General features: G+C 70.2%; 27 protein-coding genes. All 27 read left to right on the top strand.

Features of this window, described 5'->3' with window-relative positions:
- Window positions 1–111 precede the first annotated feature (111 nt).
- The 27 genes from ACSYDW_RS03490 (at window position 112) to groL (ending at window position 23,251) form a co-directional block, all read left to right on the top strand.
- The gene (locus ACSYDW_RS03490) at window positions 112–453 is read left to right on the top strand and encodes a flagellar basal body rod protein FlgB (RefSeq protein ID WP_438337298.1); all 342 of its coding nucleotides are present in this window, start codon (window positions 112–114) and stop codon (window positions 451–453) included.
- Complete coding sequence (locus ACSYDW_RS03485) at window positions 453–842, top strand: flagellar basal body rod protein FlgC (protein WP_438337297.1); 390 nt, start codon at window positions 453–455, stop codon at window positions 840–842. Before ACSYDW_RS03490 ends, ACSYDW_RS03485 begins: the two co-directional genes overlap by 1 nt.
- Window positions 842–1,150: a flagellar hook-basal body complex protein FliE gene (gene fliE / locus ACSYDW_RS03480; protein ID WP_438337296.1), complete on the top strand. Its 309-nt coding sequence runs from the start codon at window positions 842–844 to the stop codon at window positions 1,148–1,150. Before ACSYDW_RS03485 ends, fliE begins: the two co-directional genes overlap by 1 nt.
- On the top strand, window positions 1,150–2,742 hold the full coding sequence (gene fliF, locus ACSYDW_RS03475) for a flagellar basal-body MS-ring/collar protein FliF (RefSeq protein ID WP_438337295.1): 1,593 nt from the start codon (window positions 1,150–1,152) through the stop codon (window positions 2,740–2,742). Before fliE ends, fliF begins: the two co-directional genes overlap by 1 nt.
- Window positions 2,739–3,770, top strand: coding sequence for a flagellar motor switch protein FliG (gene fliG / locus ACSYDW_RS03470; RefSeq protein WP_438337294.1), 1,032 nt, complete (start codon window positions 2,739–2,741; stop codon window positions 3,768–3,770). Before fliF ends, fliG begins: the two co-directional genes overlap by 4 nt.
- Window positions 3,754–4,386: a FliH/SctL family protein gene (locus ACSYDW_RS03465; protein WP_438337293.1), complete on the top strand. Its 633-nt coding sequence runs from the start codon at window positions 3,754–3,756 to the stop codon at window positions 4,384–4,386. Before fliG ends, ACSYDW_RS03465 begins: the two co-directional genes overlap by 17 nt.
- Window positions 4,387–4,415: 29 nt before the next feature.
- On the top strand, window positions 4,416–5,729 hold the full coding sequence (locus tag ACSYDW_RS03460) for a FliI/YscN family ATPase (protein WP_438337292.1): 1,314 nt from the start codon (window positions 4,416–4,418) through the stop codon (window positions 5,727–5,729).
- The gene (locus tag ACSYDW_RS03455) at window positions 5,730–6,155 is read left to right on the top strand and encodes a flagellar export protein FliJ (RefSeq protein WP_438337291.1); all 426 of its coding nucleotides are present in this window, start codon (window positions 5,730–5,732) and stop codon (window positions 6,153–6,155) included. It abuts the gene before it with no gap.
- A complete protein-coding gene (locus ACSYDW_RS03450; RefSeq protein WP_438337290.1) occupies window positions 6,152–7,018 on the top strand; it encodes a C40 family peptidase in 867 nt (288 codons plus the stop codon). The genes ACSYDW_RS03455 and ACSYDW_RS03450 overlap by 4 nt, the downstream gene beginning before the upstream one ends.
- Window positions 7,015–8,391: a flagellar hook-length control protein FliK gene (locus tag ACSYDW_RS03445; protein WP_438337289.1), complete on the top strand. Its 1,377-nt coding sequence runs from the start codon at window positions 7,015–7,017 to the stop codon at window positions 8,389–8,391. Before ACSYDW_RS03450 ends, ACSYDW_RS03445 begins: the two co-directional genes overlap by 4 nt.
- Before the next feature lie 16 nt (window positions 8,392–8,407).
- Entirely contained in the window at window positions 8,408–8,884 is a 477-nt protein-coding gene (locus ACSYDW_RS03440; RefSeq protein WP_438337288.1) for a flagellar hook assembly protein FlgD, read from the top strand.
- A gap of 72 nt (window positions 8,885–8,956) precedes the next feature.
- A complete protein-coding gene (locus ACSYDW_RS03435) occupies window positions 8,957–10,129 on the top strand; it encodes a flagellar hook protein FlgE (protein WP_438337287.1) in 1,173 nt (390 codons plus the stop codon).
- Between the two features lie 73 nt (window positions 10,130–10,202).
- The gene (locus ACSYDW_RS03430; RefSeq protein WP_438337286.1) at window positions 10,203–10,451 is read left to right on the top strand and encodes a flagellar FlbD family protein; all 249 of its coding nucleotides are present in this window, start codon (window positions 10,203–10,205) and stop codon (window positions 10,449–10,451) included.
- Window positions 10,452–11,273 carry a motility protein A gene (locus tag ACSYDW_RS03425; RefSeq protein WP_438337285.1) on the top strand — a complete coding sequence of 274 codons (822 nt, stop codon included), beginning with the start codon at window positions 10,452–10,454 and terminating at the stop codon, window positions 11,271–11,273.
- Complete coding sequence (locus ACSYDW_RS03420) at window positions 11,270–12,082, top strand: OmpA/MotB family protein (protein WP_438337284.1); 813 nt, start codon at window positions 11,270–11,272, stop codon at window positions 12,080–12,082. Before ACSYDW_RS03425 ends, ACSYDW_RS03420 begins: the two co-directional genes overlap by 4 nt.
- Before the next feature lie 112 nt (window positions 12,083–12,194).
- Complete coding sequence (locus ACSYDW_RS03415) at window positions 12,195–13,088, top strand: flagellar motor switch protein FliM (RefSeq protein WP_438337283.1); 894 nt, start codon at window positions 12,195–12,197, stop codon at window positions 13,086–13,088.
- Window positions 13,085–13,831 (top strand): flagellar motor switch protein FliN, encoded by a 747-nt coding sequence (gene fliN / locus ACSYDW_RS03410; RefSeq protein WP_438337282.1) that lies wholly within the window; start codon window positions 13,085–13,087, stop codon window positions 13,829–13,831. The genes ACSYDW_RS03415 and fliN overlap by 4 nt, the downstream gene beginning before the upstream one ends.
- 1 nt (window position 13,832) lies before the next feature.
- Window positions 13,833–14,369: a FliO/MopB family protein gene (locus ACSYDW_RS03405; protein ID WP_438337281.1), complete on the top strand. Its 537-nt coding sequence runs from the start codon at window positions 13,833–13,835 to the stop codon at window positions 14,367–14,369.
- Entirely contained in the window at window positions 14,366–15,268 is a 903-nt protein-coding gene (gene fliP, locus ACSYDW_RS03400) for a flagellar type III secretion system pore protein FliP (RefSeq protein ID WP_438337280.1), read from the top strand. The genes ACSYDW_RS03405 and fliP overlap by 4 nt, the downstream gene beginning before the upstream one ends.
- 1 nt (window position 15,269) lies before the next feature.
- On the top strand, window positions 15,270–15,545 hold the full coding sequence (gene fliQ, locus ACSYDW_RS03395; RefSeq protein ID WP_438337279.1) for a flagellar biosynthesis protein FliQ: 276 nt from the start codon (window positions 15,270–15,272) through the stop codon (window positions 15,543–15,545).
- A 1-nt stretch (window position 15,546) separates the two neighbouring features.
- Window positions 15,547–16,311, top strand: a complete 765-nt coding sequence (locus ACSYDW_RS03390) for a flagellar biosynthetic protein FliR (RefSeq protein WP_438337278.1) — start codon at window positions 15,547–15,549, stop codon at window positions 16,309–16,311.
- The gene (locus ACSYDW_RS03385) at window positions 16,308–17,513 is read left to right on the top strand and encodes an EscU/YscU/HrcU family type III secretion system export apparatus switch protein (RefSeq protein WP_438337277.1); all 1,206 of its coding nucleotides are present in this window, start codon (window positions 16,308–16,310) and stop codon (window positions 17,511–17,513) included. Before ACSYDW_RS03390 ends, ACSYDW_RS03385 begins: the two co-directional genes overlap by 4 nt.
- A gap of 12 nt (window positions 17,514–17,525) precedes the next feature.
- Window positions 17,526–19,580, top strand: a complete 2,055-nt coding sequence (locus ACSYDW_RS03380) for a flagellar biosynthesis protein FlhA (RefSeq protein ID WP_438337276.1) — start codon at window positions 17,526–17,528, stop codon at window positions 19,578–19,580.
- Entirely contained in the window at window positions 19,558–20,820 is a 1,263-nt protein-coding gene (locus tag ACSYDW_RS03375; protein ID WP_438337275.1) for a hypothetical protein, read from the top strand. Before ACSYDW_RS03380 ends, ACSYDW_RS03375 begins: the two co-directional genes overlap by 23 nt.
- Before the next feature lie 7 nt (window positions 20,821–20,827).
- Window positions 20,828–21,094 carry a carbon storage regulator CsrA gene (gene csrA, locus ACSYDW_RS03370; protein ID WP_438337274.1) on the top strand — a complete coding sequence of 89 codons (267 nt, stop codon included), beginning with the start codon at window positions 20,828–20,830 and terminating at the stop codon, window positions 21,092–21,094.
- A 183-nt stretch (window positions 21,095–21,277) separates the two neighbouring features.
- The gene (groES, locus tag ACSYDW_RS03365) at window positions 21,278–21,574 is read left to right on the top strand and encodes a co-chaperone GroES (RefSeq protein WP_071213005.1); all 297 of its coding nucleotides are present in this window, start codon (window positions 21,278–21,280) and stop codon (window positions 21,572–21,574) included.
- 63 nt (window positions 21,575–21,637) lie between these two features.
- Window positions 21,638–23,251 (top strand): chaperonin GroEL, encoded by a 1,614-nt coding sequence (gene groL / locus ACSYDW_RS03360; protein WP_438337273.1) that lies wholly within the window; start codon window positions 21,638–21,640, stop codon window positions 23,249–23,251.
- Window positions 23,252–23,585 lie beyond the last annotated feature (334 nt).

Raw genomic sequence — 23,585 nt, 5'->3', positions numbered from 1 at the left:
ATAGCTAACGGCCAGTTGTTTTGTGCCGATTGTCCATCCTGAGAGCACGGATTGCTCGCATCCCATTTGTGCCCAAGGACGGGCCGCATTTCGACCCTGGAGCAACTAGTCGTGTTCGATTCCGTGACGTCTTTGGCGCTCGAAAGCGCCCTGGACGGCCTGGCGCTGCGCCAGCGAGCCATTGCAAACAACATTGCAAACGTCAACACCCCGGGCTACCACGCCCGCCGTGTCGAATTCGAGTCCGCGCTGGCCCAATCGGTTGCACGCGGAGACGGAAAGAGCGCTGCGAGCACGGCGACGTCGTTGGAGCCGACCCGGCTCGATGGGTCGAACGTGAACATCGATACGGAAACCCTGTCCAACATCGACACGGTGCTGCGCTTCCAGTTCGCGACGCAGGCCGCCTCCGGTCCGTTCAACAGTATCCGCACCGCTCTGAGGAGCAACTAATGCCAGATGCCATCGGAATCGCCGGCACGGCCCTGACCGTCCACCGCAAGTGGCTGGACGCCGTCTCGGACAACCTTGCAAACGCCAACACCGCGACCGCCACCAGCGGCGACGCCTTCCGTGCCCGCTACATCGTTGCCCAGGCCGGCGGCGAGCAGCAGGGCGTGTTCGTCGCGGGCACGGAATTCGGCAGCGCCGAGGGCCGCATCGTCCACGAGCCCGACCACCCGCTGGCCGACGCCGACGGATACGTCCGCTACCCGGACATCGACATGGCGGAACAGATGGGTGCGCTGATCATGGCGCAGCGCGGCTACCAGGTCAACGCGGCAGTCGTCGACCGGGCCAAGGAAACGTACCAGGCAGCCCTGCAGATCGGACGCAACTAATGCCCCTGAACATCGCCCCCGTCACCGGGGTCTCGGCAACCACGGCCACCGGGTTCATCCAGCCGGCCGCGAAGGCCGACACCGACGGTTCCTCCTTCGCCAACGCCCTCGGCGGCGCCGTGAACGAGGTCCAAAGCCTGCAGGGCATCTCCAACGACCTGTCCGTCAAGGCAGTCACCGGGGACCTGACCGACATCCACGCCGCGACGCTGGCCTCCGCCCGCGCCTCCCTGGCCGTGGAAATGGTCTCGACCTTCCGCAACCGCGGCGTTGAGGCCTTCAACGAGATCATGAGGATGCAAGCCTGATGGCCAACGTTCCCGCACCGCTGGGCAAGGTGGTGGACACCGTGCGCGGGTTCACCGTGGCCCAACGCACGATCATGATCATCGGGGTTGCCATCCTGGTGATGGGCGCCGTCGCGCTCGGCACGTTCCTGAGCCAGCCGAAAATGACACCGCTGTTCTCGGGCCTTGCCCCGGAGGACGCCGCAGGCATCGTCGAGCAGCTCAAGTCCGACGGGGTTCCCTACGAACTCACCGGCGGCGGCGGAACCATCATGGTCCCCGAGGGCAGCGTCTACGACGCGCGGCTCAAGGCAGCGGCCTCGGGCCTGCCCACCTCCGGCACCAGCGGCTACTCGCTGCTTGACCAGATGGGCGTCACCTCCAGCGAATTCCAGCAGAGCGTCACCTACAAGCGCGCCCTGGAGGGCGAGCTGGCCAACACCATCCAGGCCATGGACGGCGTCAAGCAGGCATCCGTGAAGCTGGCGATCCCGGAACAGACCGTCTTCGTCGAATCGAAGACCAACCCCACGGCCTCGATCTTCGTCGAGACCAAGCCGGGCGCCACGCTCAGCCGCGACCAGGTCCAGTCAGTGGTCCACCTGACCTCGGCGGCCGTCGACGGGTTGAATCCCGACGACGTGTCAGTCGTCGACTCCGCGGGCAACCTGCTGTCGGCGGCGGGCGTCGGGCTGACCGGGGGAGTGAACCAGCAAGCCTCGGACTACGAAACCCGCGTGGCGGGCTCCATCCAGGGAATGCTGGACCGGGTCGTGGGCCCGGGCAACGCCACCGTCGCCGTGGCGGCCGAAATGAGCAAGGAATCCGCCGAGCGCACCGAGGAGACCTTCACCGACCCCAAGGGCTCGCCGGCCCTCGTCGAATCGGAAAAGAAGGAAGACTACGAGGGCAACGGCGGCACCGCGGCCGGGGTGCTGGGCCCGGACAACATCGCGGTGCCCAACGAGGCCAACGGCACCGGGACGTTCACCTCGACGGACAACCAGCGGACCAACGCCGTGAACAAGGTCACCGAGAACCGCACGATCCCCGCCGGCACCCTTCAGCGCCAGACCATCTCGGTGGCCCTGAGCGACAAGGCCGCCCAGGGGCTGAGCGTTCCCCAGCTCACGGAGATGATCGGCAACGCCGCCGGGGTCGATGCCGCACGCAACGACCAGGTCAGCGTCAACGTGGTGCCGTTCAACACGGACGCCGCCACGACGGCGCAGAACGAGCTGGCCGCAGCCGAGGCCGCCGAGGCGGCGGCCCGCAACGCGGAGTTGATGCGCACGCTGGTCATCGCCGGCGTCGTCGCCCTGGCTCTGGTCCTGCTCGCCGCCTACGCGCTCTACGTGCGCCGCAACAAGCAGAACCGCGAGCCCATCGACCTGGGCGAACTGCGGGACTACCCCTCGATCTCGGCGGTGCCCGCCGAGGCCCCGGGCCCGGAAACCGTTGCGCTGACCCAGGTCGTGCTGCCGGCCCCGGTGGCGACGTTCCCCCTCCCGCACAACGCCAAACGCGAAGAACTCTCTGCGCTGGCGGCCAGCGACCCGGCCAAGATGGCCGAGTACCTGCGCACCGTCATGGATGATCGGAAGCACGAATGAAAGCGCTAGGCCCCGGCGGGTCCGCGATGCTCAGCGGCACCCAGAAAGTCGCCATCGTGCTCATGCAGATGGAGAAGGAACACGCGGCCGAGGTGATGAAGCAGTTCACCGAGTTCGAGGCCGACGAGATCGCCGCCGAACTGGTGCGCCTGCGCCGGGTCGACGCCGCGACGGTGGAGGACACCATCCACGAGATCCACGAGCTCGCCACCTCCGGGCGGTTGAACGCCCGCGGCGGGCGGGACATGGCCGTGGGGCTGCTCGAGGCCTCCTTCGGCAGCGACAAGGCCAACACCGTCATGGACAGGCTCTCCTCCACGCTGGCCGGGATGACCTTCGAGTTCCTGGACAGCGCGGACCCCGCGCAGATCGTGGCGCTGCTTGACGGCGAACTCCCGCAGACCACGGCCCTGGTCGTGGCGCACCTGCGCCCGGAGATCGGCTCCGCGGTGCTCGCCGGCTTCGAGCAGCACCTGCGCACCGACATCGCCCGCGCCCTGGCCACCATGGGCAGTGCGTCCCCGGAGGCGGTGCGCGTGGTGGCCGAGGCGCTGAAGAAGCGCACCGGCGCCGTGATGACCCCGCGCGAACCCGTCGAGGCCGTCGGCGGCATCCAGCCGCTGGTGGAGATCCTGAACCGCTCGGACGTCTCCATTGAAAAGGAGCTGCTGCACTCCCTGGAACAGCGCGACCCGCAGCTGGCCGAGGAAGTGCGTTCGCGCATGCTCTCCTTCACTGACCTGGTGAAGTTCGACCGCAAGGACGTCCAGCGCGTGCTGCGCGGGATCAACCCCGCGGTGCTGGCCTTCGCGCTCAAGGGGGCGGGCAACGCCGTGGAGGCGACGATCCGCGAGAACATCTCCGACCGCACCAAGGAGGTGCTGGACGCCGAGATCGCCTCGATGGGCAGGGTGCGCGTGTCGCAGGTCGAGGAGGCCCGCGCCGACATCGTCCGCGCCATCCGCGAGCTGGAAACCACCGGCGAGATCACCATCCAGCGTGGCGACGAAGATGACTTCGTCCTCTGAGGCGCCCGGCACCGGGGTGCCGGCCTTCGAGCCCGCGCGGTTCAGCGAGCTGCTGGCGACCGGGGACTCCGCGCGCCACGGAGCCGCATCGCAGGCGCACGGCTATGCCGCGGGCTACGCCGGCGGCATCCGCGCCGCCGAGGCCGTGGCGCGCGCCCAGCGCGAGCGGCTCGCCTTGGAGCATGCCGCCGCGCAGGCCGCCCGGGACGCCGAGCACGCACTGGCCCTCGAGGCGCTGCGGGCCGCCGCCCGGGCGCTGCAGGCCCGCACCGTGCCGGTGCTCGACGCGGCCTCCGCCGTGCTGGTGGAGGCCGCGGTGCAGCTGGCCGGCACGGTGATCGGCAGGGAACTCTCCGACGAATCCTTCGGTGCCCGGGCCGCGCTGGACCGCGCGCTGGAGGGCATCGAGCCGGCCACCGTCCGCGAGGTGCGCATGAACCCGCAGGACCTGGAACTGCTGGGCCTCACACAGGTCCCGGGCACCGCGATAGGGCTTGCCGCGGATGCGACGCTGGCCCGCGGGGACGCCATGACGGCTTTCGACGAGGGGTTCCTCGACGCACGCATCTCCACGGCGTTCGAACGCGCGGCCCTGGCCCTGCGGGGTGCCTCGTGACGGCCCCCGGCACGCCCGCTCGCACCCCCGTGCGCACTTTCGCGTGGCCGGCGCTGGATGCGGCGCTGGCCGCCGCCGCTCCCGTGCGCGCCGGCGTTGTCGGTGCGGTGGTAGGCCTGGGGCTGGAGGTCTGCGGGCTGAACGCTCCGCTGGGCACGGTCCTGGAGATCGGGCCGCACCGGGTCGCCGCCGAAGTGGTGGCGGCCCGCCGCGGCACCCTGCACTGCATGCCGCTGGGCGAGCTGGAGAAGATCGGCGTCGGCGACCTGGTGCACAGCAGCGGCCGCGGGGCGCAGGTCCCCACCGGCGCCGGGCTGCTGGGGCGGGTGCTCGACGGCCTGGGCCGGCCCATCGACGGCAAGGGCCCGCTGGGCGAGCACACCGTGGTTCCGCTGGAGCACGGGACCCCGTCGGCCCTCGAACGCAGCCGCATCACCGAGCCGCTCCGGCTGGGGGTCCGCGTCATGGACACACTCACGGCCGTGGGCGCCGGCCAGCGCATCGGCCTGTTTGCCGGGTCGGGCGTCGGCAAGTCCTCGCTGCTCTCGATGATCGCGCGCGGGGCCTCCGCCGGGATCAACGTGATAGCACTGGTGGGCGAGCGTGGCCGCGAGGTCCGCGAGTTCCTCGAGGAGGACCTGGGCCCCGAGGGGCTGGCCCGCTCCATCGTCGTCGTCTCCACGGCCGACGAGCCGGCCCGCATGCGGCTGCGTGCCGCGTTCGTGGCCACGCGCATCGCCGAGTCCTTCCGCGCGTCCGGAGCGCAGGTGCTGCTGATGATGGACTCGCTGACCCGCGTGGCCATGGCCCAGCGAGAGATAGGCCTCTCCGCGGGGGAGCCGCCGGCCACGCGCGGCTACCCGCCCTCCACCTTTTCGCTGCTCGCACGGCTCCTGGAGCGCGCCGGCAGCGACGCGCACGGCTCGATCACCGGCATCTACACGGTCCTGGTGGACGGCGACGACCACAACGAGCCCATCGCCGATGCCACCCGCTCGCTGCTCGACGGGCACATCGTGCTTGACCGCAAGCTTGCCGTCGCCGGGCACTTCCCGTCCATCGACGCGCTGGCCTCGGTCTCGCGCGTCGCAAACCGGGTGACAACGCGGGAGCAGGCGGACGCCGCCGCAACGCTGCGCCGCGTGCTCGCGGCCCGGCGCTCGGTCCAGGACCTCCTGGACGTGGGTGCCTACCAGCGCGGAAGCAACCCGCTGGCCGACGCCGCGGTGGACAACGAACGCGCCATCAACGACTTCCTGCGCCAGCGCCTCGACGAGCCCGTGCCGGGCGAGCGGGCCTGGAACGAACTGACCAACCTGCTGACGACCTTGGGAGTGAACTAGATGGCCAGGACCTTCCCGCTCGCGGGGCTGCTTCGCCTGCGCGAGCTTCAGGAACACCGGGCCGCCGGGGAACTGGCGGCCGCGAACGACGCACTGCGCGGAGGCCGCAGCGCCGCCGGCGAGGTGCGCGAGGCAGCCGGAGCCGGCGAGGAACAGCCCGTGGACTCGGCGACGATGCTGGCCGTCGCCGCAGCGCGCGCCTCCACCAGCGGGATGCTGCTGGAGCTCGACGCGCTGGTGAGGACCCTTGAGGAGGACGCGCACTCCGCAGGGCTTGAGCACCGCCGGGCCCGCGCGGAGCTCAAGGCCCTGGAGAAGCTTGCCACCCGGCACGCCTCGGCGCTGCGCCTTGAGGATTTGGGCCGCGAACAGGCCCTGCTCGATGACCTGGGCCCGGTCAGCACCCGTGAAAGGAACGCATCGTGAGCTTCGGCGACATGGCAGCGCGCATCGGCGCGATCCAGGGGACCCTGGCCGCGGTCAGCGGCACCTCGGCCGCAGCGGCGCCCCCGGCGGCCGCCCGTTCCGCGGCAACTACCGCTGCGGCGGCCCTGGCGCAATCCGGCAGCGGAACCGCGGGCTCCGGGATCCTCGGCGCCGGGAGCGTGGCCTCGGGCACCGTGGGGGCGTCCGCCTCGGGCGACTTCACCCGGATGCTGCAGGATGCCCTGGCCCCGGCAGGCACGACTCCGGCCGACACGCGGGGGTCCGCGGGCGGCGTCGCGGCGGCCCCGCGCCTGGACAGTGGCACGGGCACCGTCAAGGACGTGGAGAACGCGCCGACCGCCGGCGACGGGAAGACCGACGGCGGCGACGTCGTCCGCGAGGCCCGCAAGTACCTGGGAGTGCCCTACGTCTGGGGCGGAAACAACCCCGACATCGGCCTGGACTGCTCCTCGTTTGTCCAGCACACCTTCCGCGACCTGGGGATCAAGCTGCCGCGCGTCGCCCGCGACCAGGCCAAGGAAGGGACGGAGGTTCCCTCGCTGGCCCAGGCCAAGCCCGGGGACCTGATCGTCACCCGCGGCGGCGGGCACATCGGCATCTACCTGGGCGACAACAAGATGATCCACGCGCCCCGCCCCGGGGAAAGCGTGAGCATACGCAAGCTCTTTGAAACGGACGCAGACATCATGACCATCCGGCGCATCGTCCCGGCCGAGTCCGCCACCCGCGCGGCGGCAGCCACGGTCTCCGGCGGCCCGCTGCGCGAGTCGGCGGCGCAGGTTGCCGGGTACACCGCATCGGCCCAGCGTGCCGCGTTCGCCTCGGTGGTGAACGCCGCGTGATCCCCGTGATTCAGGGCGCACCGCCCGCAGCACACCCCGCGCAGCCCGCGAAAGCCGGCGCCGGCGATTCGGGCGGCGCCTTCGGCGGCCTGCTGGCAGCGCTGCTCCCCGCCGGTCCCGGCACCGCCGGCGCCCCGGAGGGAACCGGCACGGACAACGGGTCCGCGGGGCAGGAACCTGCGGCAACGAGCGAAGCCTTGGGCGCCCTGCCGCTGCCGGAGGGCTCGGTGCTTCCCCTGCCAACAGGTGCCCTCCCGGATGCTTCGGCGGGCGGGCCGGCCCGTCCGGAAGCAGGCGATGCCTCGGCGGTGCCTGCCACCGCACCGGCCGCAGCCTCGGCCATCTTCCCGTCCTCCGGGACGTCCGGGGAACCGGTTCCCGCGGCACCGGCCACCGGCGCACCGGACGTGGCAGCGGTGGCGCCCGGACCCGGCGTCGCCGGTTTCGGGATTCCGGGCTCCGGCCCTTCGCCGCATGCCGAACCCGTGGTGGCATCGGCGCTTGCCTCCACGGTCCCGGGCGACGGCGTCTCGGCAGGAACCGCCGGCACCGGTACCGGCACGGTGACACCTGCCGCAGGCACGGAGTCCGCAGGCATGGAGTCCGCCGGCTCCGGATCCGACGATGCCCAGGGCGCGATGGGCTTCGACGGAACGCTGCCCGCCGCGGCGTTTGAGGTGGCGGCAACGGAACCGAGGCAGGAACAGCCGTCCGTCGCACCGGGAACCTCCGCCGGTTCCGGGGCGCCGACCCCGCCGGCACCTGCACCGGCCCTTTCTGCCCAGGCGATGCCAATGCAGGTGCTCCCGCAGGCCGTCGCCGGGCCACGGCAGGAGCCGCTGGCCGGAGTTTCGGCTGTGTCGGTCGGCAGTGCGCCGGCCGTCGGGAACGTCCTCTCCGGCGAAGCGCCAACGCTGCCGCTGAACCGGCAGCTGGCGGGACCGATCGCCTCCCTGGCGACGGGCCCGCATGGGGAACGCACGTTGAGCGTCAACGTCGCACCCGAGGCCCTGGGCCCCGTGACCGTCAAGGCCCACCTGGGACACGACGGCCTGCGGGTCGAGCTGACAGCCCCCACCGAGGCCGGGCGCGAGGCGCTGCGGGCCATGCTGCCGGAGCTCCGCCGCGACCTCGCGGCCACCGGGGCCGGAACCGTGAGCATCGGAACCGGGGCGGGTGCCGGACAGGAAGCCGGGACCGGGCCGGGGGCCGGGACGCACCCCGGGGGAGGGCAGGGCCCCGCGGGCGGGGACCAGCGCTTCGGTGGCCAGTCCCCGCTGCCGGGGAGGCCGCGGGCGGAAGCAGCCCCGCAGCCACCAACCCCGGCGTCCCCGCCGGAACATGCTTCATCCCACCTCGACGTGATGGCCTAGGAAGGAACCGACCACCATGACAGTTGCACCCATCGATGCAAGCCAATTCGGCGCCGGAACCCAGTCGGTCCGCGCGCCCAAGCAGACCATGGACGGCGAGGTGTTCATGCACCTGCTGGTGACCCAGCTGGCCAACCAGGACCCAAGCTCGCCCATGGACACCAACGAGATGATCGCCCAGACCACGCAGCTTGCCTCCATGGAGAAACTCGACACGCTCAGCAGCACCCAGAACGTGTCCCTGGCGATCCAGCAACGCACGGCGGTGGCGGGCCTCATAGGCCAGCAGGTCACGACGGCCGGGAAGGACGGCATCACCGGCGTCGTCACCGCGGTGTCCTTCGCGGGCCTCGAACCGATGCTCACGGTGGACGGGAAACAGGTCCCCTACGGCAGCGTCGAGACCATCCGCCCCGTGCCGGAAGGCGCCACGGACCCGGGCACCGACCCTGCACCGGACCCCGGGCCGGAACAGCTTCCCGTCGGTGCCTGAGGCACCTCGGGGCCGCACCACCATTTTTTGAACAAGTCCACGTCCACGCAACCGTAGAAAAGAGCCAGCACCATGCTTCGTTCACTGTATTCAGGAATCTCGGGCTTGCGCGCCCACCAGACCATGCTCGACACCACGGGCAACAACATCGCCAACGTGAACACCGCGGGTTTCAAGTCCTCCTCGATCCAGTTCCAGGACACCCTGTCGCAGATGACCCAGGGCGCAACAACCCCAGGCGCAGCCACCGGCGGACGCAACCCCGCCCAGGTCGGCCTGGGCGTGCAGGTCGCCGGCATCAGCACCAACTTCGGCCAGGGTTCGGCGCAGAACACCGGGCGCGCCTCGGACATGATGATCGCCGGCAACGGATTCTTCATCACCCGCAACGGCGGCAGCACCTCGCTGACGCGCGCCGGTGCCTTCGATTTCGACGCCAACGGCCGACTCACCAGCCCCGACGGAGGCATCGTCCAGGGCTGGATGTCCAACAACGGCGTCATGCCGGCCGGCGGTGCGCTGCAGGACATCACCCTGCCCAAGGACCTCGTGGCACCGGGCATCGCCACCACCGCCGCATCGCTCATCGGCAACCTGCCCAAGGAAACCGCGCTCGGCGGGACCATCGTGCAGGACAAGGAGATCTTCGCGGCGGACGGCACCAGCCGCACGCTCTCGATGACTTTCACCCGCACCGCCGGCGGCTGGGACGTCGCGGCAAACGACGGCGCAGGCGCCACGGGAACCGCAACCCTGGCCCTGGCCGCGGACGGCACCCTGAACGGCGGCACCCTGAACGTCGGCGGCGTGGCGGTGGACCTGTCCAAGGTCACCGGGTACGCGGGGCTGAAGACCGTGTCCATCAGCGAGCAGAACGGCCGCTCCGCGGGGACGCTCGAGTCCTACACCCTGGGCTCCGACGGCACCCTCACCGGCACCTTCTCCAACGGCGCCCAGCAGGCCATCGCACAGATCGTGCTGGGCTCGGTGGCGAACCCGGCGGGCCTGCAGAAGACCGGCGGATCGGGCTACGCGCTGACCGCGAACTCCGGCGCCATCGAGTACGGCGCACCGGGGTCCCCGGGCATGGGCGACATCGCCGGGGGCATGCTGGAGATGTCCAACGTCGACCTCTCCCAGGAATTCACCAACCTGATCGTCGCCCAGCGCGGCTTCCAGGCCAACGCCCGCATCATCACCACCAGCGACGAGGTCCTGCAGGAACTGGCGAACCTGAAGCGCTAGGCCCGGCCGGGGGCGCCGTTGGCTAACGGCGTCCCCGCTGCTGCCGAAAGTAACCCGTGAAAGGACGGGTGACATGATCGTTGTTACGAGGCTCAATGAGAGCCGCTTCGCGATCAACCCGGACCTCATCGAACGGATCCAGGAAAGCCCGGACACCGTTGTGGTCATGGTCAACGGCGCCAAGTACGTGGTGACCGAGTCCATGGAGGAGGTCATCGGGCTGGTTGCGCACTACCGGGCGTCCGTGGTTTCACGGGCCCGGCTGCAGGAAACCGCCGCCCCGTCCGCCGGAACACCTTCGCACCGACCGAGGACGCCCTAATTGGATCCAGCAACAATCATCGGCCTGCTGCTGGCCTTCGGCGCCATGTTCACCATGCTGTTCATGGAGGGCGCCAACGTCTCCTCGATCCTGCTGCCGGCCCCCATGATCATCGTGTTCTTCGGGACCATCGCCGTCGGGATCGCCAGCGGGACCATCAGCGACACCATCATCGCGTTCAAGTCGCTGCCCTCCGCGTTCCGCGGCAGGATCGCGCCGGTCAACGGGGTGATCGCCAGGCTCGTGGAGCTTGCCGACATCGCCCGCAAGAACGGCCTGCTGGCCCTGGAGGCCGAGGCCCACGCGACAAAGGACCCGTTCCTGTCCCGTGCGCTGCAGTCCATGGCCGACGGCATCGACGGCGACGAGCTGCGCGACCAGCTTGAGGACGAGATTGCCACGCGCGAGCGCACCGACGCCGTCGCCCACAAGTTCTTCTCCACGCTCGGCGGGTACGCGCCGACCGTCGGCATCATCGGCACCGTCGTCTCGCTGACGCACGTGCTGGAGAACCTCTCGAAGCCCGACGAGCTCGGGCACATGATCGCCGCGGCCTTCGTGGCGACGCTGTGGGGCCTTGTCTCGGCGAACTTCATCTGGCTGCCGATCGGCTCGCGCCTGCGCCGCCTCTCCGAACTCGAGGTCGAGCGCATGGCCCTGGCGGTCGAGGGCCTGCTGGCCATCCAGGCCGGAAGCCAGCCGATCCTGCTTGAGGAACGGCTGCGCGCCATGGTGCCGGCCCACGAGCTGCGCGGCAAGGGAAAGGGCGGCTCCGCGAAGCCCGAACGCAGCGTGCTCGAGGACTTCAAGGAAGCCGCGTGAGTTCCCGACGCGGATCGCGGCGCGGGCGCAAGGGCCCGGAGGAACACCACGGCCCGGACGAGCGCTGGATGGCCTCCTACATGGACATGGTCACGGTGCTCATGTGCCTGTTCATCGTCCTCTATGCGATGTCGACCGTCGACCAGGACAAGTTCGAGTCGTTGAAGAACTCCCTGGCCACGGGCTTCGGCTCCGAGAAGAGCATCAACGCCGATACCGCCCAGGGCATCGTTGTCCCGCCCGAGCTCGTCGGCTCCGAGGGCCTGCTGGCCAGCGCCGAGATCGATGCGCAGACCAAGGAAAAGCTGCTGAAGCTCGCCAAGTCCGAGGAGGACCAGCTCAAGGAGATCAAGGTCCGCATCGACAAGCGGCTCAAGGCCTCCGGGCACCCGGGGGCGGCGGAGTTCTCCATCAACCAGCGCGGGCTGACCGTGCGTCTGGTGAGTGCCGAGACGTTCTTCGAGCCGAACAGCGCGGAGCTGACGAAGAACGCCCGCGAGATCATCGACGCCATAGCCCCGGTGCTTGCCCCGACGAACCGCCACTTCGAGATCGAGGGGTTCGCCGACGAGCGGCACCCCGTCGCCCCCTATCCCACCAACTGGGAGCTCTCCGCCAGCCGCGCCACCGGGGTGCTCCGCGCCATGGTGGAGGACGGGGGAGTCAAGGCCCACCGCATCGCGTCCGTCGGCTACGGCGATGCGCGCCCCGTCAAGGGCAGCAAGGACAACGCGCTGAACCGGCGCGTGGACATCGTGGTGCTCTCCAACCAGCCCGAGAGCGTCAGGAAGCTCCTGCCCAAGGCCTGACCCCGGGGCCTGTGGAGGCTTGCCGCACACATGCGGCGCGCCCGCGGCTAACCGTGTGCGGCGGGCTTCCGATAGTGGTGCCCGTGACCCCACAGTTTGCGGGCTGCCCCTGATGGCTGCCCTGAATCCCGAATCCCCGGCCGCCGCGATGGCCGTCGTCTACGACTTCCGCAGGCCCACCACGCTGGCCAGAGAGCACGCCCGCGTCCTCGAGCTGGCCTTCGAGACGTTTGCGCGCCAGTGGGGCACCCAGCTCACGGCCAAGATCCGTGTGATGTCCCAGGTCACGCTGGAGTACCTGTCCATGCAGTCGTACGACGACTATGTGGCGGGGCTCCCGCCGACCACCGCCATGGTGCTGTGCGAATCCGAGGCGACGACGGCGCGCGCCGTCATCCAGTTCCCGGCCGCCGACGCGCTGAACTGGGTCTCCCACATGCTGGGCAGCCCCACCGCCACCGAGGTCCCGGAGCGCAAGTTCACGCGGATCGAGCAGACGCTGGTGCGCGGCCTCATGGACGAGGCGCTCGAGGACCTGCACTATTCGCTCGGCGCGCTCCTGCAGCACCAGCTGAGCGTGGCAAGCATCCACCACAACTCGCAGTTCGCCCAGGCAGCCACGAAGTCCGAGCTTGTCATAGCGGTGTCCCTGCGGGTGCGGGTGGGGGAGCGCAGCACCCTCGCCAGCATCGCCGTCCCGGCCGAGCTGATCCTGCCGCAGCTGGGCGAGACGAACCCGACGGGCCCGACCGAGAACGCCGGCGAGCTGCTCGCCGCCTCGATGGCCGGGATCCCGGTGGACGTCGCGCTGGCCCTGGGCACGGCGGCCGTCACCCCGGGCACCATCCTGGGCCTGGCCGTCGGGGACGTGTTGCCGCTGCCGCACCCCACGCACCGGCCCTTTGAACTTTCCGTGGAGGGTCGCCGCCTGGGCACCGCCGCGGCCGGCACCCGCAGCGGCCGGATCGCCGCCGTCGTCGTTTCTACCGAGGAGACCCCCGTATGATTCCCGCACCCTCCGGAACCCCCGTGCTGCATTCGACGGCACTGTACGCCGCCGCGGCCGATGCCCTGGCCGCGATGCTGCCGACCCCGGCACCTGTCACGGCGAAGCTGCACGCCGGGGCGCGGGACGCCTCGATGCTGACCGCCATGGGCGAGATCGTCGGGGCGACGTTCGTCGGGCAGCTCTCCGCCGACGTGCTCATCTGCGTCCAGTCCCCGCTGCTGGGCGGAAACCCCGGCGGCGACGGCTCGCTGATCTCCACCGCCGACGTGCTGCGCCCGGCGCTGGAAGCGGCAACCGGCGTGCTGGGCGTGGGCGTGCTGTCCACCGATGCCGTGGTGGCCGCCGAGGCGCTGCTGGGCGACGCGGAAACCGTGTGCTTTGAGCTGCTCAGCAGCGGAACGGTGATCGGCTGGTTCGGGCTGCGCATCCGCGAGAACGCATCCTCCGACCCGGCCGGCGCCGGCAACGGCGAGGACCGCGAGGACGTCAGCTCCCGCCTGGGCCGCATCAACAACGTGGAGATGGCCCTGACCGTGGAGATCGGCCGCACCCGCATGTCGGTGCGCGACGTGCTGAACCTCGAGCCCGGCGCGGTGGTGGAGCTCGACCGCTCCGCCGGTGCCCCGGCGGACATTCTGCTCAACGGCCGGCTGATCGCCCTGGGCGAGGTCGTCGTCATGGACCAGGACTACGGCGTGCGCATCACCAAGATCCTCGACGTGAATGAGGGTCTGTCCTAGTTTGGAGAATTTCTTTCTGCTGTTGCGGGTTCTCGTCTCGCTCGCGGCGGTCCTCGGGCTCTTGTTCTACCTGCGCAAGCGCCTGCTGCCCCGGTTCGGCTCGCCCCGCACCAGCCAGGTCACCATCGTCGAACGCCACGGCATCGGGCCCAAGTCCTCCGTGGTGCTTCTTGACATGCACGGGCGGCGCTACCTGCTGGGCGTCGGCGAAGCCTCGATCAACGTGCTCGACAGCTTTGAGGCGCCGGCGGGTTCCGCCGGCGGCGCCGGGTTCGGCGGCACGGAGGCCGATGCCTTGCCCGCGGACATTGCCGATGCCACAGACGATGCCACCACCGGTGACGACGCCGCGGCGCGGCGCTCCGAGACCTTTGCCCGCAGCCTGGACAACGCCTCAGGCGCCCCGTCGGGTACACCGTCGGGCACACCGTCGGGTGGGGCTGCCGATGCGGCGCCGGGGCCGCTGGCCGGCTCGGTGCTTTCCGCCGAGACCTGGCGCCAGGCCTGGGCCGCAGTGAAGTCGGGGAGGTCCGCATGAGCACGCCAAGCGCGGCCGGGTCCGCCCTGTCCCTGCCCTGGGCGGGGCCAACCTCCGGGACGCGGGGCGTTCCCGCGCGCCGTGTGGTGCGCCTTGCCGGGAACCTTTCCGGGCGGCGGGCGGCGGGCCTGGTCCTGGCTGCAGTGGTCCTGGGCCTGTTGCTGGCCGTGCTGGCCGCGGGTTCGGCCTGGGCCGCGCCGGTGGACCCGGCCCCGGGCACCGGCGGCGGCGTGTCGGTGGAGATCAACGGCCCCAACGGCACCCCGAGCTCCGCGATCGTCACGCTCATCGCCATCACGCTGCTCTCGGTCGCGCCGGCCCTGCTGCTGATGATGAGCTCCTTCACCAAGATCTTCGTGGTGCTGGCGATGACGCGCAACGCCCTGGCGCTGCCGACGATCCCGCCGAACCAGGTCCTCGCCGGGCTCGCGCTGTTCCTGTCGTTGTTCATCATGTCCCCGGTGCTCACCCAGATGAACGAGGCCGGCGTGCAGCCCTACCTGGCCGGGAGCATCGACTTCGCCAAGGCCATGGAGGTCGGGGTGAAGCCGCTGCAGGACTTCATGCTGCTGCACACCCGCGAGGCAGACATCGCCCTGATGACCCGTGCCGCGGACCTGCCCAACCCCGCCACCCCGGCCGACGTCCCGCTGACCACGCTGATCCCGGCGTTCATGATCTCCGAGCTGCGCGCGGCCTTCATCATCGGCTTCGTGATCTTCGTGCCGTTCCTGGTCATCGACCTGGTGGTCTCCTCCGCGCTGATGTCCATGGGCATGATGATGCTTCCGCCGGTGATGATCTCGCTGCCGTTCAAGATCCTGCTCTTCGTGCTGGTGGACGGCTGGGGACTGATCATCACCGCGCTGATCGGCAGCTACAAGATCGCCGGGGGCTGAGGTGGATCCCAACGCGGTGCTGGACATCGGGCTTTCCGGCCTGGTGGTCGCGGCCAAGCTCTCGGCCCCGGTGCTTGTCACCTCGCTGGTGGTCGGCTTCGCGATCTCGCTCTTCCAGTCGATGACGCAGATCCAGGAGGTCACGCTCTCCTTCGTGCCCAAGGCCGCGGCAGTGGCGATAGCCCTGCTGGTCTGCGGGCACTGGATGATCTCCGAAATGGTGCTCTTCACGCACGAACTCTTCGAGAAGATCCCGGCCCTGCTGGGGGGCGGCTGAGATGCAGGCGGTGCTGCCGCTGGGTACCCTGGAGGCGATGCTGCTGGCGGCAGTGCGCATGACCGCATTCATCGTCATCGCCCCGCCCTTCTCCCACAACGCCATCCCGGTGCGCATCAAGGGGATGCTCGCGGTGGGCCTGGCCCTGGCCGTGACCCCGCGGCTGGGCGCCGGCTACCAGCCGCAGGAGACCGGGCCGTTCCTTGCCGCGGTGGTGCTTGAACTGCTCACCGGGGCAGCGCTCGGCTTCCTGGTGATGCTGCTCTTCGCCGCGGTGCAGAGCGCCGGCGGGCTGATCGACCTCTTCGGCGGCTTCGCCATGGCGCAGGGCTTCGACCCGCAGTCGATGGTCAACGGAGCGCAGTTCTCCCGCTACTTCCACTGGGCCGCGCTGGCCCTGCTGGTCTCCTCCGACGGCTACCAGCTGGTGCTCGCCGGGCTGTTCCGTTCCTTCGACGCCGTCCCGCTGGGCGGCGGGATCGGGCTGGACGCCGTGGCGGAGAACCTTGTGCACTCCGCGGGGCAGATGTTCGTCTCGGCGATCCAGATCGCCGGGCCGCTGCTGGTGGTGCTGGTGCTCGCGGACATCGGCCTGGGCCTGCTCACCCGCGCCGCACCCGCGCTGAACGCCTTCGCCATGGGCTTCCCGCTGAAGATCTTCCTCACGCTCGCGCTGGCCGGAACGGTGTTCGTGCTGCTGCCCTCCGTGGTTGCCGCGCTGGTGCGCTCCGCCCTGAAGGCCGTCGGCGGGGTGTTGGGGGCATGAGCCAGGACTCCGGGGAACGCACCGAGAAGGCCACTCCCGAGCGCATGAAGGAGGTGCGCTCCAAGGGCAAGACGACCCGCTCGCAGGACCTCACCGCGTGGCTGGGCATTGCCGCGGCGGCGTTGATGATCCCGGGGCTTGTCGGGCTGGCCGAGGAGGCCGGGCGCGGCCAGTTCACCGCCATCGAATCGGTCATCGCCAACCCGCATGAGCAGGGCGCGCTCCAGGTCCTTGACCTGGGCCTGTCCTCGCTGCCGGGGACCCTGGCCCCGATGTTCGCCGCTGTGCTGCTGGTCATCCTGGCCACCGCGGCCCTGCAGGGCGGCATCAGGTTCAAGAAGTTCCGGATCGACCCGTCGAACCTGAACCCGGTCAGCGGGTTCGCCCGCGTGTTCGGCCTGCAGGCGTTGTGGCAGGGCGTGAAGGCGCTGCTGAAGGTCCTGGTGATCGCCCTGGTGCTCTGGGCCGTGGTGTCCTCGCTGATGCCGCTGCTGCTGCAGTCCGGTTCGCTGCCCATCTCCTCGCTGCTGGGCGCCGGGGCCGATGGCGCGGCGTCGCTGATCCGCGCCTCCGTGGTGGCCGGGCTGGTGCTGGCGGCGCTCGACGTCCTGGTGGTGATGCGCCGGAACCGCAAGCACACGCGGATGACCCGCAAGGAAGTCACCGACGAGAACAAGCGCTCCGACGGCGACCCGCTGATCAAGTCCCAACGCCGCTCGCGCCAGATGGCCATGAGCCGCAACCGCATGATGGCCGCCATCGCCGATTCCGACGTGGTGATCGTGAACCCCGTCCACGTGGCGGTGGCCCTGAAGTACGAGCCGGGGAAGTCCGCCCCGAAGCTGGTGGCCAAGGGCGCGGGCACCATCGCGGCGCGCATCCGCGAGGAAGCCGGAACGCACCGGGTGCCGATGGTCAAGGACGTGCCGCTGGCCCGCAACCTGCATGCGGTGTGCGAGATCGGGGACGAGATCCCGCCGGACACCTACAACGAGGTGGCCCGCGTGCTGGCGTTCGTGATGACGCTCAAGGCGCGGGGAAACGCCGCCGGGGTGCACACCGTGCCCGGGCCTCCGGCAGCGCAGCGGTCCTCGCCGGGGTCCTCGCCACCGCCCACCGGCGCATCCCCGCCGGGCGAGGCATCCCGCCGGCCCGGCCCGCCGCCTGCCGCACCCCCCGACCAGCCTCCGTCCCGCCCCTAAGGAACGAACCCCATGAAATTCGCGAATTTCTCAAAGATCGCCGTCCCCCTGGGCGTCGTGGGCATCATCATGCTGCTGGTGGTGCCGATCCCCGCCGCGGTGCTCGACGGGCTCATCGCCGTCTCCATCCTGCTGGCCCTTGTCATCCTGCTGACCACCATGTTCGCCAAGCGGCCGCTGGACTTCTCCGTCTTCCCCTCGATGCTGCTGGTGGCCACGCTGCTGCGCCTGGGCCTGAACGTCGCCTCCACCCGCCTGGTGCTGGGCAACGGCTACGCCGGCGAGGTGATCGCTGCGTTCGGGCACATCGCCGTCGGCGGCTCGCTGATCATCGGCTGCGTGATCTTCCTGATCCTTGTGGTCATCCAGTTCGTGGTGGTCACCAAGGGTGCCGAGCGTGTCGCCGAGGTCGGGGCCCGATTCACCCTCGACGCCATGCCGGGCAAGCAGATGGCGATCGACGCGGACCTCAACGCCGGGCTGATCACCGACTCGCAGGCCCGCGAGCGGCGCGCCGAGGTGGCCGCGGAGGCCGACTTCTACGGGGCGATGGACGGTGCCTCGAAGTTCGTCAAGGGCGACGCGATCGCCGGCGTCATCATCATCGTCATCAACCTGGTCGGCGGCATCGCGATCGGCATGGTGCAGCGCGGCATGGACGTCGGCGAGGCGCTGAACACCTATGCGCTGCTGACCATCGGCGACGGCCTTGCCACGCAGATCCCGGCGCTGCTCATGGCGGTGTCCACGGGCATGATCGTCACGCGCTCCAACGCCGAAACCGACATGGGCTCCACCGCCTCCACGCAGCTGGCGCAGTCGCGCACCGCGCTGCTGATCGCCGGCGCCGCCGCGATAGCCCTGGCGCTGGTGCCGGGCATGCCCAAGCTGCCGTTCGTGTTGATCGGCGGGCTGCTGGTCTTCGCCGCACAGCGCATCAAGGCGCAGAAGGCCAAGGACGCCGCGCTGGCCGCGGTGCAGGCGCAGAACGAGGCGGCCGTGCCGCCCAAGGAAACCACCGAGGACCTGATCGAGAAGATGCGGGTGCACGCCCTGGAGATCCAGCTGGCACCGGACCTGGTGGACGTCGTCAACGGGGGAGGGGACGACCTGCTGGCCCGGGTGCGCGCGCTGCGCCGCCGCGTGGCCATGGAACTGGGCCTGGTGCTGCCCCCGGTGCGCACGCGCGACTCCGTTGACTTGCCGCCGGCCACCTACGTGGTCCGGATCGCCGGGGTGGAGGCCGGGCGCGGCACGGCCCCGCGCGGGAAGATCCTGGCCCTGGGCGAGAACCTGGATTCGCTGCCCGGTGCCACCGTGGTGGAGCCGGTCTTCGGGCTGGCCGGCAAGTGGGTCCCGGCGGAGCTGCGGCACAACGCGGAGATGGCCGGGGCCACCACCATCGACAGGGTCTCGGTGATCGTCACCCACCTCTCCTCGATCGTGCACGCCCACGCCCCGCGCCTGCTCACCCGCGAGGACGTGCGGGTGCTCACCGATTCGGTGCGGGAGGTCAGCCCCTCCGCCGTGGAGGAACTGGTGCCCACGCTGCTGTCCCTGGCCGAGGTGCAGCGCGTGCTGCAGGGCCTGCTCGCCGAGGGCGTGCCGATCAACGACCTGCAGCGCATCTACGAATCCCTGTCGCTGCGGGCCAAGGCCAGCACCGACCCGGAAGGGCTCATCGAGGCAGCGCGCGGCGCCCTGGGTCCGGCCATCGCGGCGACGCACCTGGAGGGCAACACGCTGCGGGTCATCATGATCGACCCGGCGCTCGAGCAGTCGATGCTGGAGGGCCTGCGCCCCTCGGAACTGGGCAGCCAGATCATGCTCGACTCCCGCCGGCTGGAGACCGTGCTGGCCTCCGTCAAGGACATCACCGGGCAGCTGGAGAACAGCGGGCTTTCCGCGGTGCTGGTGTGCGCACCGGCGCTGCGCCCCGCGGTGCGCCGCCTGGTCGGCGGCCAGTCCGGCGGCCTGGCCGTGCTGTCCTACCAGGAGGCAACGGCCGGCGGTGCCGACATCGAGACGGTGGGGGTGGTGCGCGGTGCCGACGCACTATCGGCTTGAGGCCGAGACCCTGGCGGAGCTCCGGGAACGCATGGAGCTCGAGTTCGGGCCCACCGCCCGGATCGCCTCCGCCGAGCGCGTGAGCCAGGGCGGCATCGGGAAATTCATGGCCCGGAAGTACATCGAGGCCGTCATCGAGGTGCCCGACGACGAGGCTGCACTCCCGCCGTCCCCGGCGGTGCTGCGCCGCGCCGGCCAACGTGCCGCGGCGCTGCGGGCCGCCGCCCCGGTCCCCGGCGCACCCCGGTCCGCCGAGGGACCTGCCGCGGCTTCCGCATCGGTTTCCGCCAAGGGGCCCGGCAAAAGACCCGCCAAGGAATCGACCAAGGAACGCGCCAAGGGTCTGGCCAAGGGCCTGGCCCAGGGGCCCGCCGAACGTCCTGCCGAAGAACCCGCGAAGGCTTCAGCGCTTGCGTCGTCTGCGGGGTCCGCGGCGATGGCAGCACTGCTTGAACTTGCTGACGCGCAGGAGGAATTCCTGGCGGCGCCGGGAGGCGCCCGGCGGAACTCCGCCAACGGCGATTCCCCGGTGTCGGCCGCCGCGCCGGGGACTTCGCCGGGAGGCCCGGGCGGCGCGGCCGAGTTCATGCGCCTGCTCGACGGGGAGAGCTTCGCCTTCGAGCCGCCGACGGGCACCCGTGCTGCCCCTGTTCCGCTCCCGTCGGACCCGCTTCCCCCTGCCACGGCAGGCGGCGGGTCCGCGGCGACCTCGCACTGCAACATCCTGCCTTCGCCGCTGGATGGCCCGGGGGACCTCGTGGCGGTCATCGGCCTGTGGGGCGACGGCGTGGTGGCAGGGGCGCAGCTCGGCCCCGAGTCGGCGCTGCGGCGCCCGGCCGGGGAGCTTGCCGCCAAGTTCGACGCCGGGTCCCCGGGCCAACGGCCCCTGAAGGACCGGCGGGACGTCATGGCTGCGCGCGCGGCGGCCGTGGAGTCCCGCGAACCGCTCGTCGTCTCCGTCGCGCTGAACCCGCTGCAGCCCCTGGCGGACCAGCTGGAGCTGCTGGAGGCCTTGCGGCCCGACCAGCTGTGGGTCGCCGTCGATGCCGGGCGCAAGGCGGAGGACACCGCGGCCTGGGTCGAACAGGTCTGCGCACGCGGCCGCGTCTACGCGGTGGTAGCCCTGCACGGCAACGAGACACTGAGCCCGGAATCCGTTCTGGACTTGGGTTTCCCCGTCTTCGACGTCACCGCGCCGACCCCCGTGCAGGCCCTGTCCGACGCGGCTCCTGGGATATGATTGAGCCGTGCTGGTACTTACCCGGAAAGTCGGAGAACAGGTCCTGATCGGCGAGGACATCGTGGTGACGGTCCTTGACGTGCGCGGGGACTCCGTCAAGATCGGTTTCGACGCACCCCGTGGCGTGAAGATCCAGCGGGCGGAGATGGTTGCCGCAGTCACCGAGGTCAACAAGGAAGCCGCCGCCGCGCTCGACGAGGGCGCAGAGGCACGCCTGCGGACGCTCTTTGCCGCCGCGCCCGGGCAGGCGCAGCCTCCTGCGCCCAGCGCGTAAAAGTCCCCGAAATTAGCACTCGCCTTGACCGAGTGCTAATGCTTGCCTAGAGTCATGGGTGGCGGTCGTTGACCCAACGAACGCCGTAAAGCCTGAGGTAAATCTGCCAGCTGGCACCGCGACGACGGTTGGTATCGCCCCAACGGCCCGTAAACCATTGGTAACCCACGCAAAGGAGAGACGATGTCCGTCTCCATCAAGCCCCTCGAGGACCGCATTGTCGTCCAGCCGCTCGAAGCAGAAACCACCACTGCTTCCGGCCTTGTCATCCCGGATTCCGCCAAGGAAAAGCCGCAGGAAGGCAAGGTCGTAGCAGTAGGACCGGGCCGCGTCGATGACAACGGCAACCGCGTCCCCGTCGACGTAGCCGAAGGCGATGTCGTCATCTACTCCAAGTACGGCGGAACCGAAGTCAAGGTCGGCGGTGCGGAGTACCTGGTGCTCTCGGCACGCGACGTCCTGGCCATCGTCGTCAAGTAGTTCCCCTCGCATGAAGCCCCGGTCCACTGGCCGGGGCTTCACGCAGCCCAATAGGAGTAACGCATGGCAAAGCAGCTAGCTTTCAACGAAGAGGCGCGACGCGCCCTCGAAGCGGGCATCGACAAGCTCGCAAACACCGTCAAGGTGACCCTCGGCCCGCGCGGCCGCAACGTCGTCCTGGCCAAGGCCTGGGGCGCACCGACCATCACCAACGATGGCGTGACCATCGCACGCGAGGTCGAACTCGAGGACGCCTACGAGAACCTTGGCGCGCAGCTGGCCAAGGAAGTGGCCACCAAGACCAACGACGTAGCAGGCGACGGCACCACCACCGCCACCGTGCTGGCCCAGGCGCTGGTCAAGGAAGGCCTGCGCAACGTCGCGGCCGGGGCAGATCCGCTGTCCCTCAAGCGCGGCATCGAAACCGCCGTCGAGGCAGTCGCCGCACGCCTGGCCGAGAACTCCGTTCCGGTCGAGGGCAAGCAGGTTGCCAACGTCGCGGCCATCTCCGCGCAGAGCGAGGAAATTGGCGAGCTGCTCGCCCAGGCCTTCGACACCGTGGGCACCGACGGCGTCATCACCATCGAGGAATCCTCGACCACCGCCACCGAACTGGTGGTCACCGAGGGCATGCAGTTCGACAAGGGCTACCTGTCCCCGCAGTTCGTCACCGACGCCGAGCGCCAGGAAGCCGTCCTCGAGGACGCACTGATCCTTGTCAACTCCGGCAAGATCTCCACCGTTGCAGAGTTCCTGCCACTGCTGGAAAAGGCGCTGGCCGCCGGCAAGCCGCTGTTCATCATCGCCGAGGACATCGAGGGCGAAGCCCTCTCCACCCTCGTGGTGAACAAGATCCGCGGCACCCTGAACGCCGTGGCCGTCAAGGCCCCGGGCTTCGGCGACCGCCGCAAGGCCATGCTGCAGGACATCGCGATCATCACCGGCGCGCAGGTCGTTTCCCCGGACCTGGGCCTGTCCCTGGACACCGTGGGCCTCGAGGTGCTGGGTTCGGCCCGCCGCATCACCATCACCAAGGACTCGACGACCATCGTCGACGGCGCCGGCACGGCAGAGGACGTTGCCGACCGCGTGTCGCAGCTGAAGGCCGAACTGACCCGCACCGATTCCGAGTGGGACCGCGAAAAGCTTTCCGAGCGCCTGGCCAAGCTGGCCGGCGGCATCGGCGTGATCAAGGTCGGCGCAGCCACCGAGGTCGAGCTGAAGGAACGCAAGCACCGCATCGAGGACGCAGTGTCCTCGACCCGCGCCGCCCTTGAAGAGGGCATCGTGGCAGGTGGCGGCACCGCACTGGTCGACGCCCTGGCCGTGCTGGACAGCGACGCCGCAGTGCTCGCACTGACCGGCGACGCGCTGGCCGGCGTGGACATCGTGCGCCGCGCCCTGGTCCAGCCGCTGCGCTGGATCGCCCAGAACGCCGGTTTCGACGGCTTCGTCGTGATCTCCAAGGTTTCCGAATCCGCAGCCAACGAGGGCTTCAACGCCCTGAGCGGCGAGTACGAGAACCTGATCAACGCCGGCGTCATCGACCCGGTCAAGGTCACCCGTTCGGCGCTGCGCAACGCGGCATCGATCGCAGCCCTGGTGCTCACCACCGAAACCCTCGTGGCCGAAAAGCCGACCGAGGACGACGACGAGCACGCGGGCCACAAGCACTAGCTTGTAGCCAGCGCTCCAGCGGCCCGGATGCCGCCGGTTCCCGGACCCCGCCCAGCGCGGGACCCGGGAACCGGCGGCATTCCTGCATCCGGCGTGCCTTGCCCCGGCATCAGCAGCTCCCAGGGGCACGGCGCCGACGGGGAGCCGGGCCGAATGCCGTGCTGTCTGCCGGGTCGGGAGCAGCGCCAGTCGATGGCAAAACCCCGGTTTGCTATCGTGGGTGGCTCGGGTCCACCGTTCCGGACCCGGCACGATGCAGCCGACTCCCCAGGATGTACCCCCTGTATTCCCCACCTGCCCCGGCCCCGGCAGCGCAGCCAACGCCGGACCCAGC

Origin of the sequence: Paeniglutamicibacter selenitireducens (assembly GCF_051550675.1) — a bacterium.
Taxonomy (GTDB): domain Bacteria; phylum Actinomycetota; class Actinomycetes; order Actinomycetales; family Micrococcaceae; genus Paeniglutamicibacter.
Note: the sequence above shows the minus strand (reverse complement) of the source record. Positions and strands in the feature narration are given on the sequence as shown.

Bases quoted from the DNA above. Each gene is read 5' to 3' on its own strand.
- fliF (WP_438337295.1), top strand. From the start codon at position 1,150: ATGGCCAACGTTCCCGCACCGCTGGGCAAGGTGGTGGACACCGTGCGC.
- fliP (WP_438337280.1), top strand. From the start codon at position 14,366: ATGAGCACGCCAAGCGCGGCCGGGTCCGCCCTGTCCCTGCCCTGGGCG.
- ACSYDW_RS03430 (WP_438337286.1), top strand. From the start codon at position 10,203: ATGATCGTTGTTACGAGGCTCAATGAGAGCCGCTTCGCGATCAACCCG.
- ACSYDW_RS03385 (WP_438337277.1), top strand. From the start codon at position 16,308: ATGAGCCAGGACTCCGGGGAACGCACCGAGAAGGCCACTCCCGAGCGC.
- ACSYDW_RS03465 (WP_438337293.1), top strand. From the start codon at position 3,754: ATGACTTCGTCCTCTGAGGCGCCCGGCACCGGGGTGCCGGCCTTCGAG.
- groL (WP_438337273.1), top strand. From the start codon at position 21,638: ATGGCAAAGCAGCTAGCTTTCAACGAAGAGGCGCGACGCGCCCTCGAA.
- ACSYDW_RS03415 (WP_438337283.1), top strand. From the start codon at position 12,195: ATGGCTGCCCTGAATCCCGAATCCCCGGCCGCCGCGATGGCCGTCGTC.
- ACSYDW_RS03390 (WP_438337278.1), top strand. From the start codon at position 15,547: ATGCAGGCGGTGCTGCCGCTGGGTACCCTGGAGGCGATGCTGCTGGCG.
- fliE (WP_438337296.1), top strand. From the start codon at position 842: ATGCCCCTGAACATCGCCCCCGTCACCGGGGTCTCGGCAACCACGGCC.
- groES (WP_071213005.1), top strand. From the start codon at position 21,278: ATGTCCGTCTCCATCAAGCCCCTCGAGGACCGCATTGTCGTCCAGCCG.
- ACSYDW_RS03485 (WP_438337297.1), top strand. From the start codon at position 453: ATGCCAGATGCCATCGGAATCGCCGGCACGGCCCTGACCGTCCACCGC.
- ACSYDW_RS03455 (WP_438337291.1), top strand. From the start codon at position 5,730: ATGGCCAGGACCTTCCCGCTCGCGGGGCTGCTTCGCCTGCGCGAGCTT.
- fliN (WP_438337282.1), top strand. From the start codon at position 13,085: ATGATTCCCGCACCCTCCGGAACCCCCGTGCTGCATTCGACGGCACTG.
- ACSYDW_RS03380 (WP_438337276.1), top strand. From the start codon at position 17,526: ATGAAATTCGCGAATTTCTCAAAGATCGCCGTCCCCCTGGGCGTCGTG.
- ACSYDW_RS03435 (WP_438337287.1), top strand. From the start codon at position 8,957: ATGCTTCGTTCACTGTATTCAGGAATCTCGGGCTTGCGCGCCCACCAG.
- ACSYDW_RS03440 (WP_438337288.1), top strand. From the start codon at position 8,408: ATGACAGTTGCACCCATCGATGCAAGCCAATTCGGCGCCGGAACCCAG.
- fliG (WP_438337294.1), top strand. From the start codon at position 2,739: ATGAAAGCGCTAGGCCCCGGCGGGTCCGCGATGCTCAGCGGCACCCAG.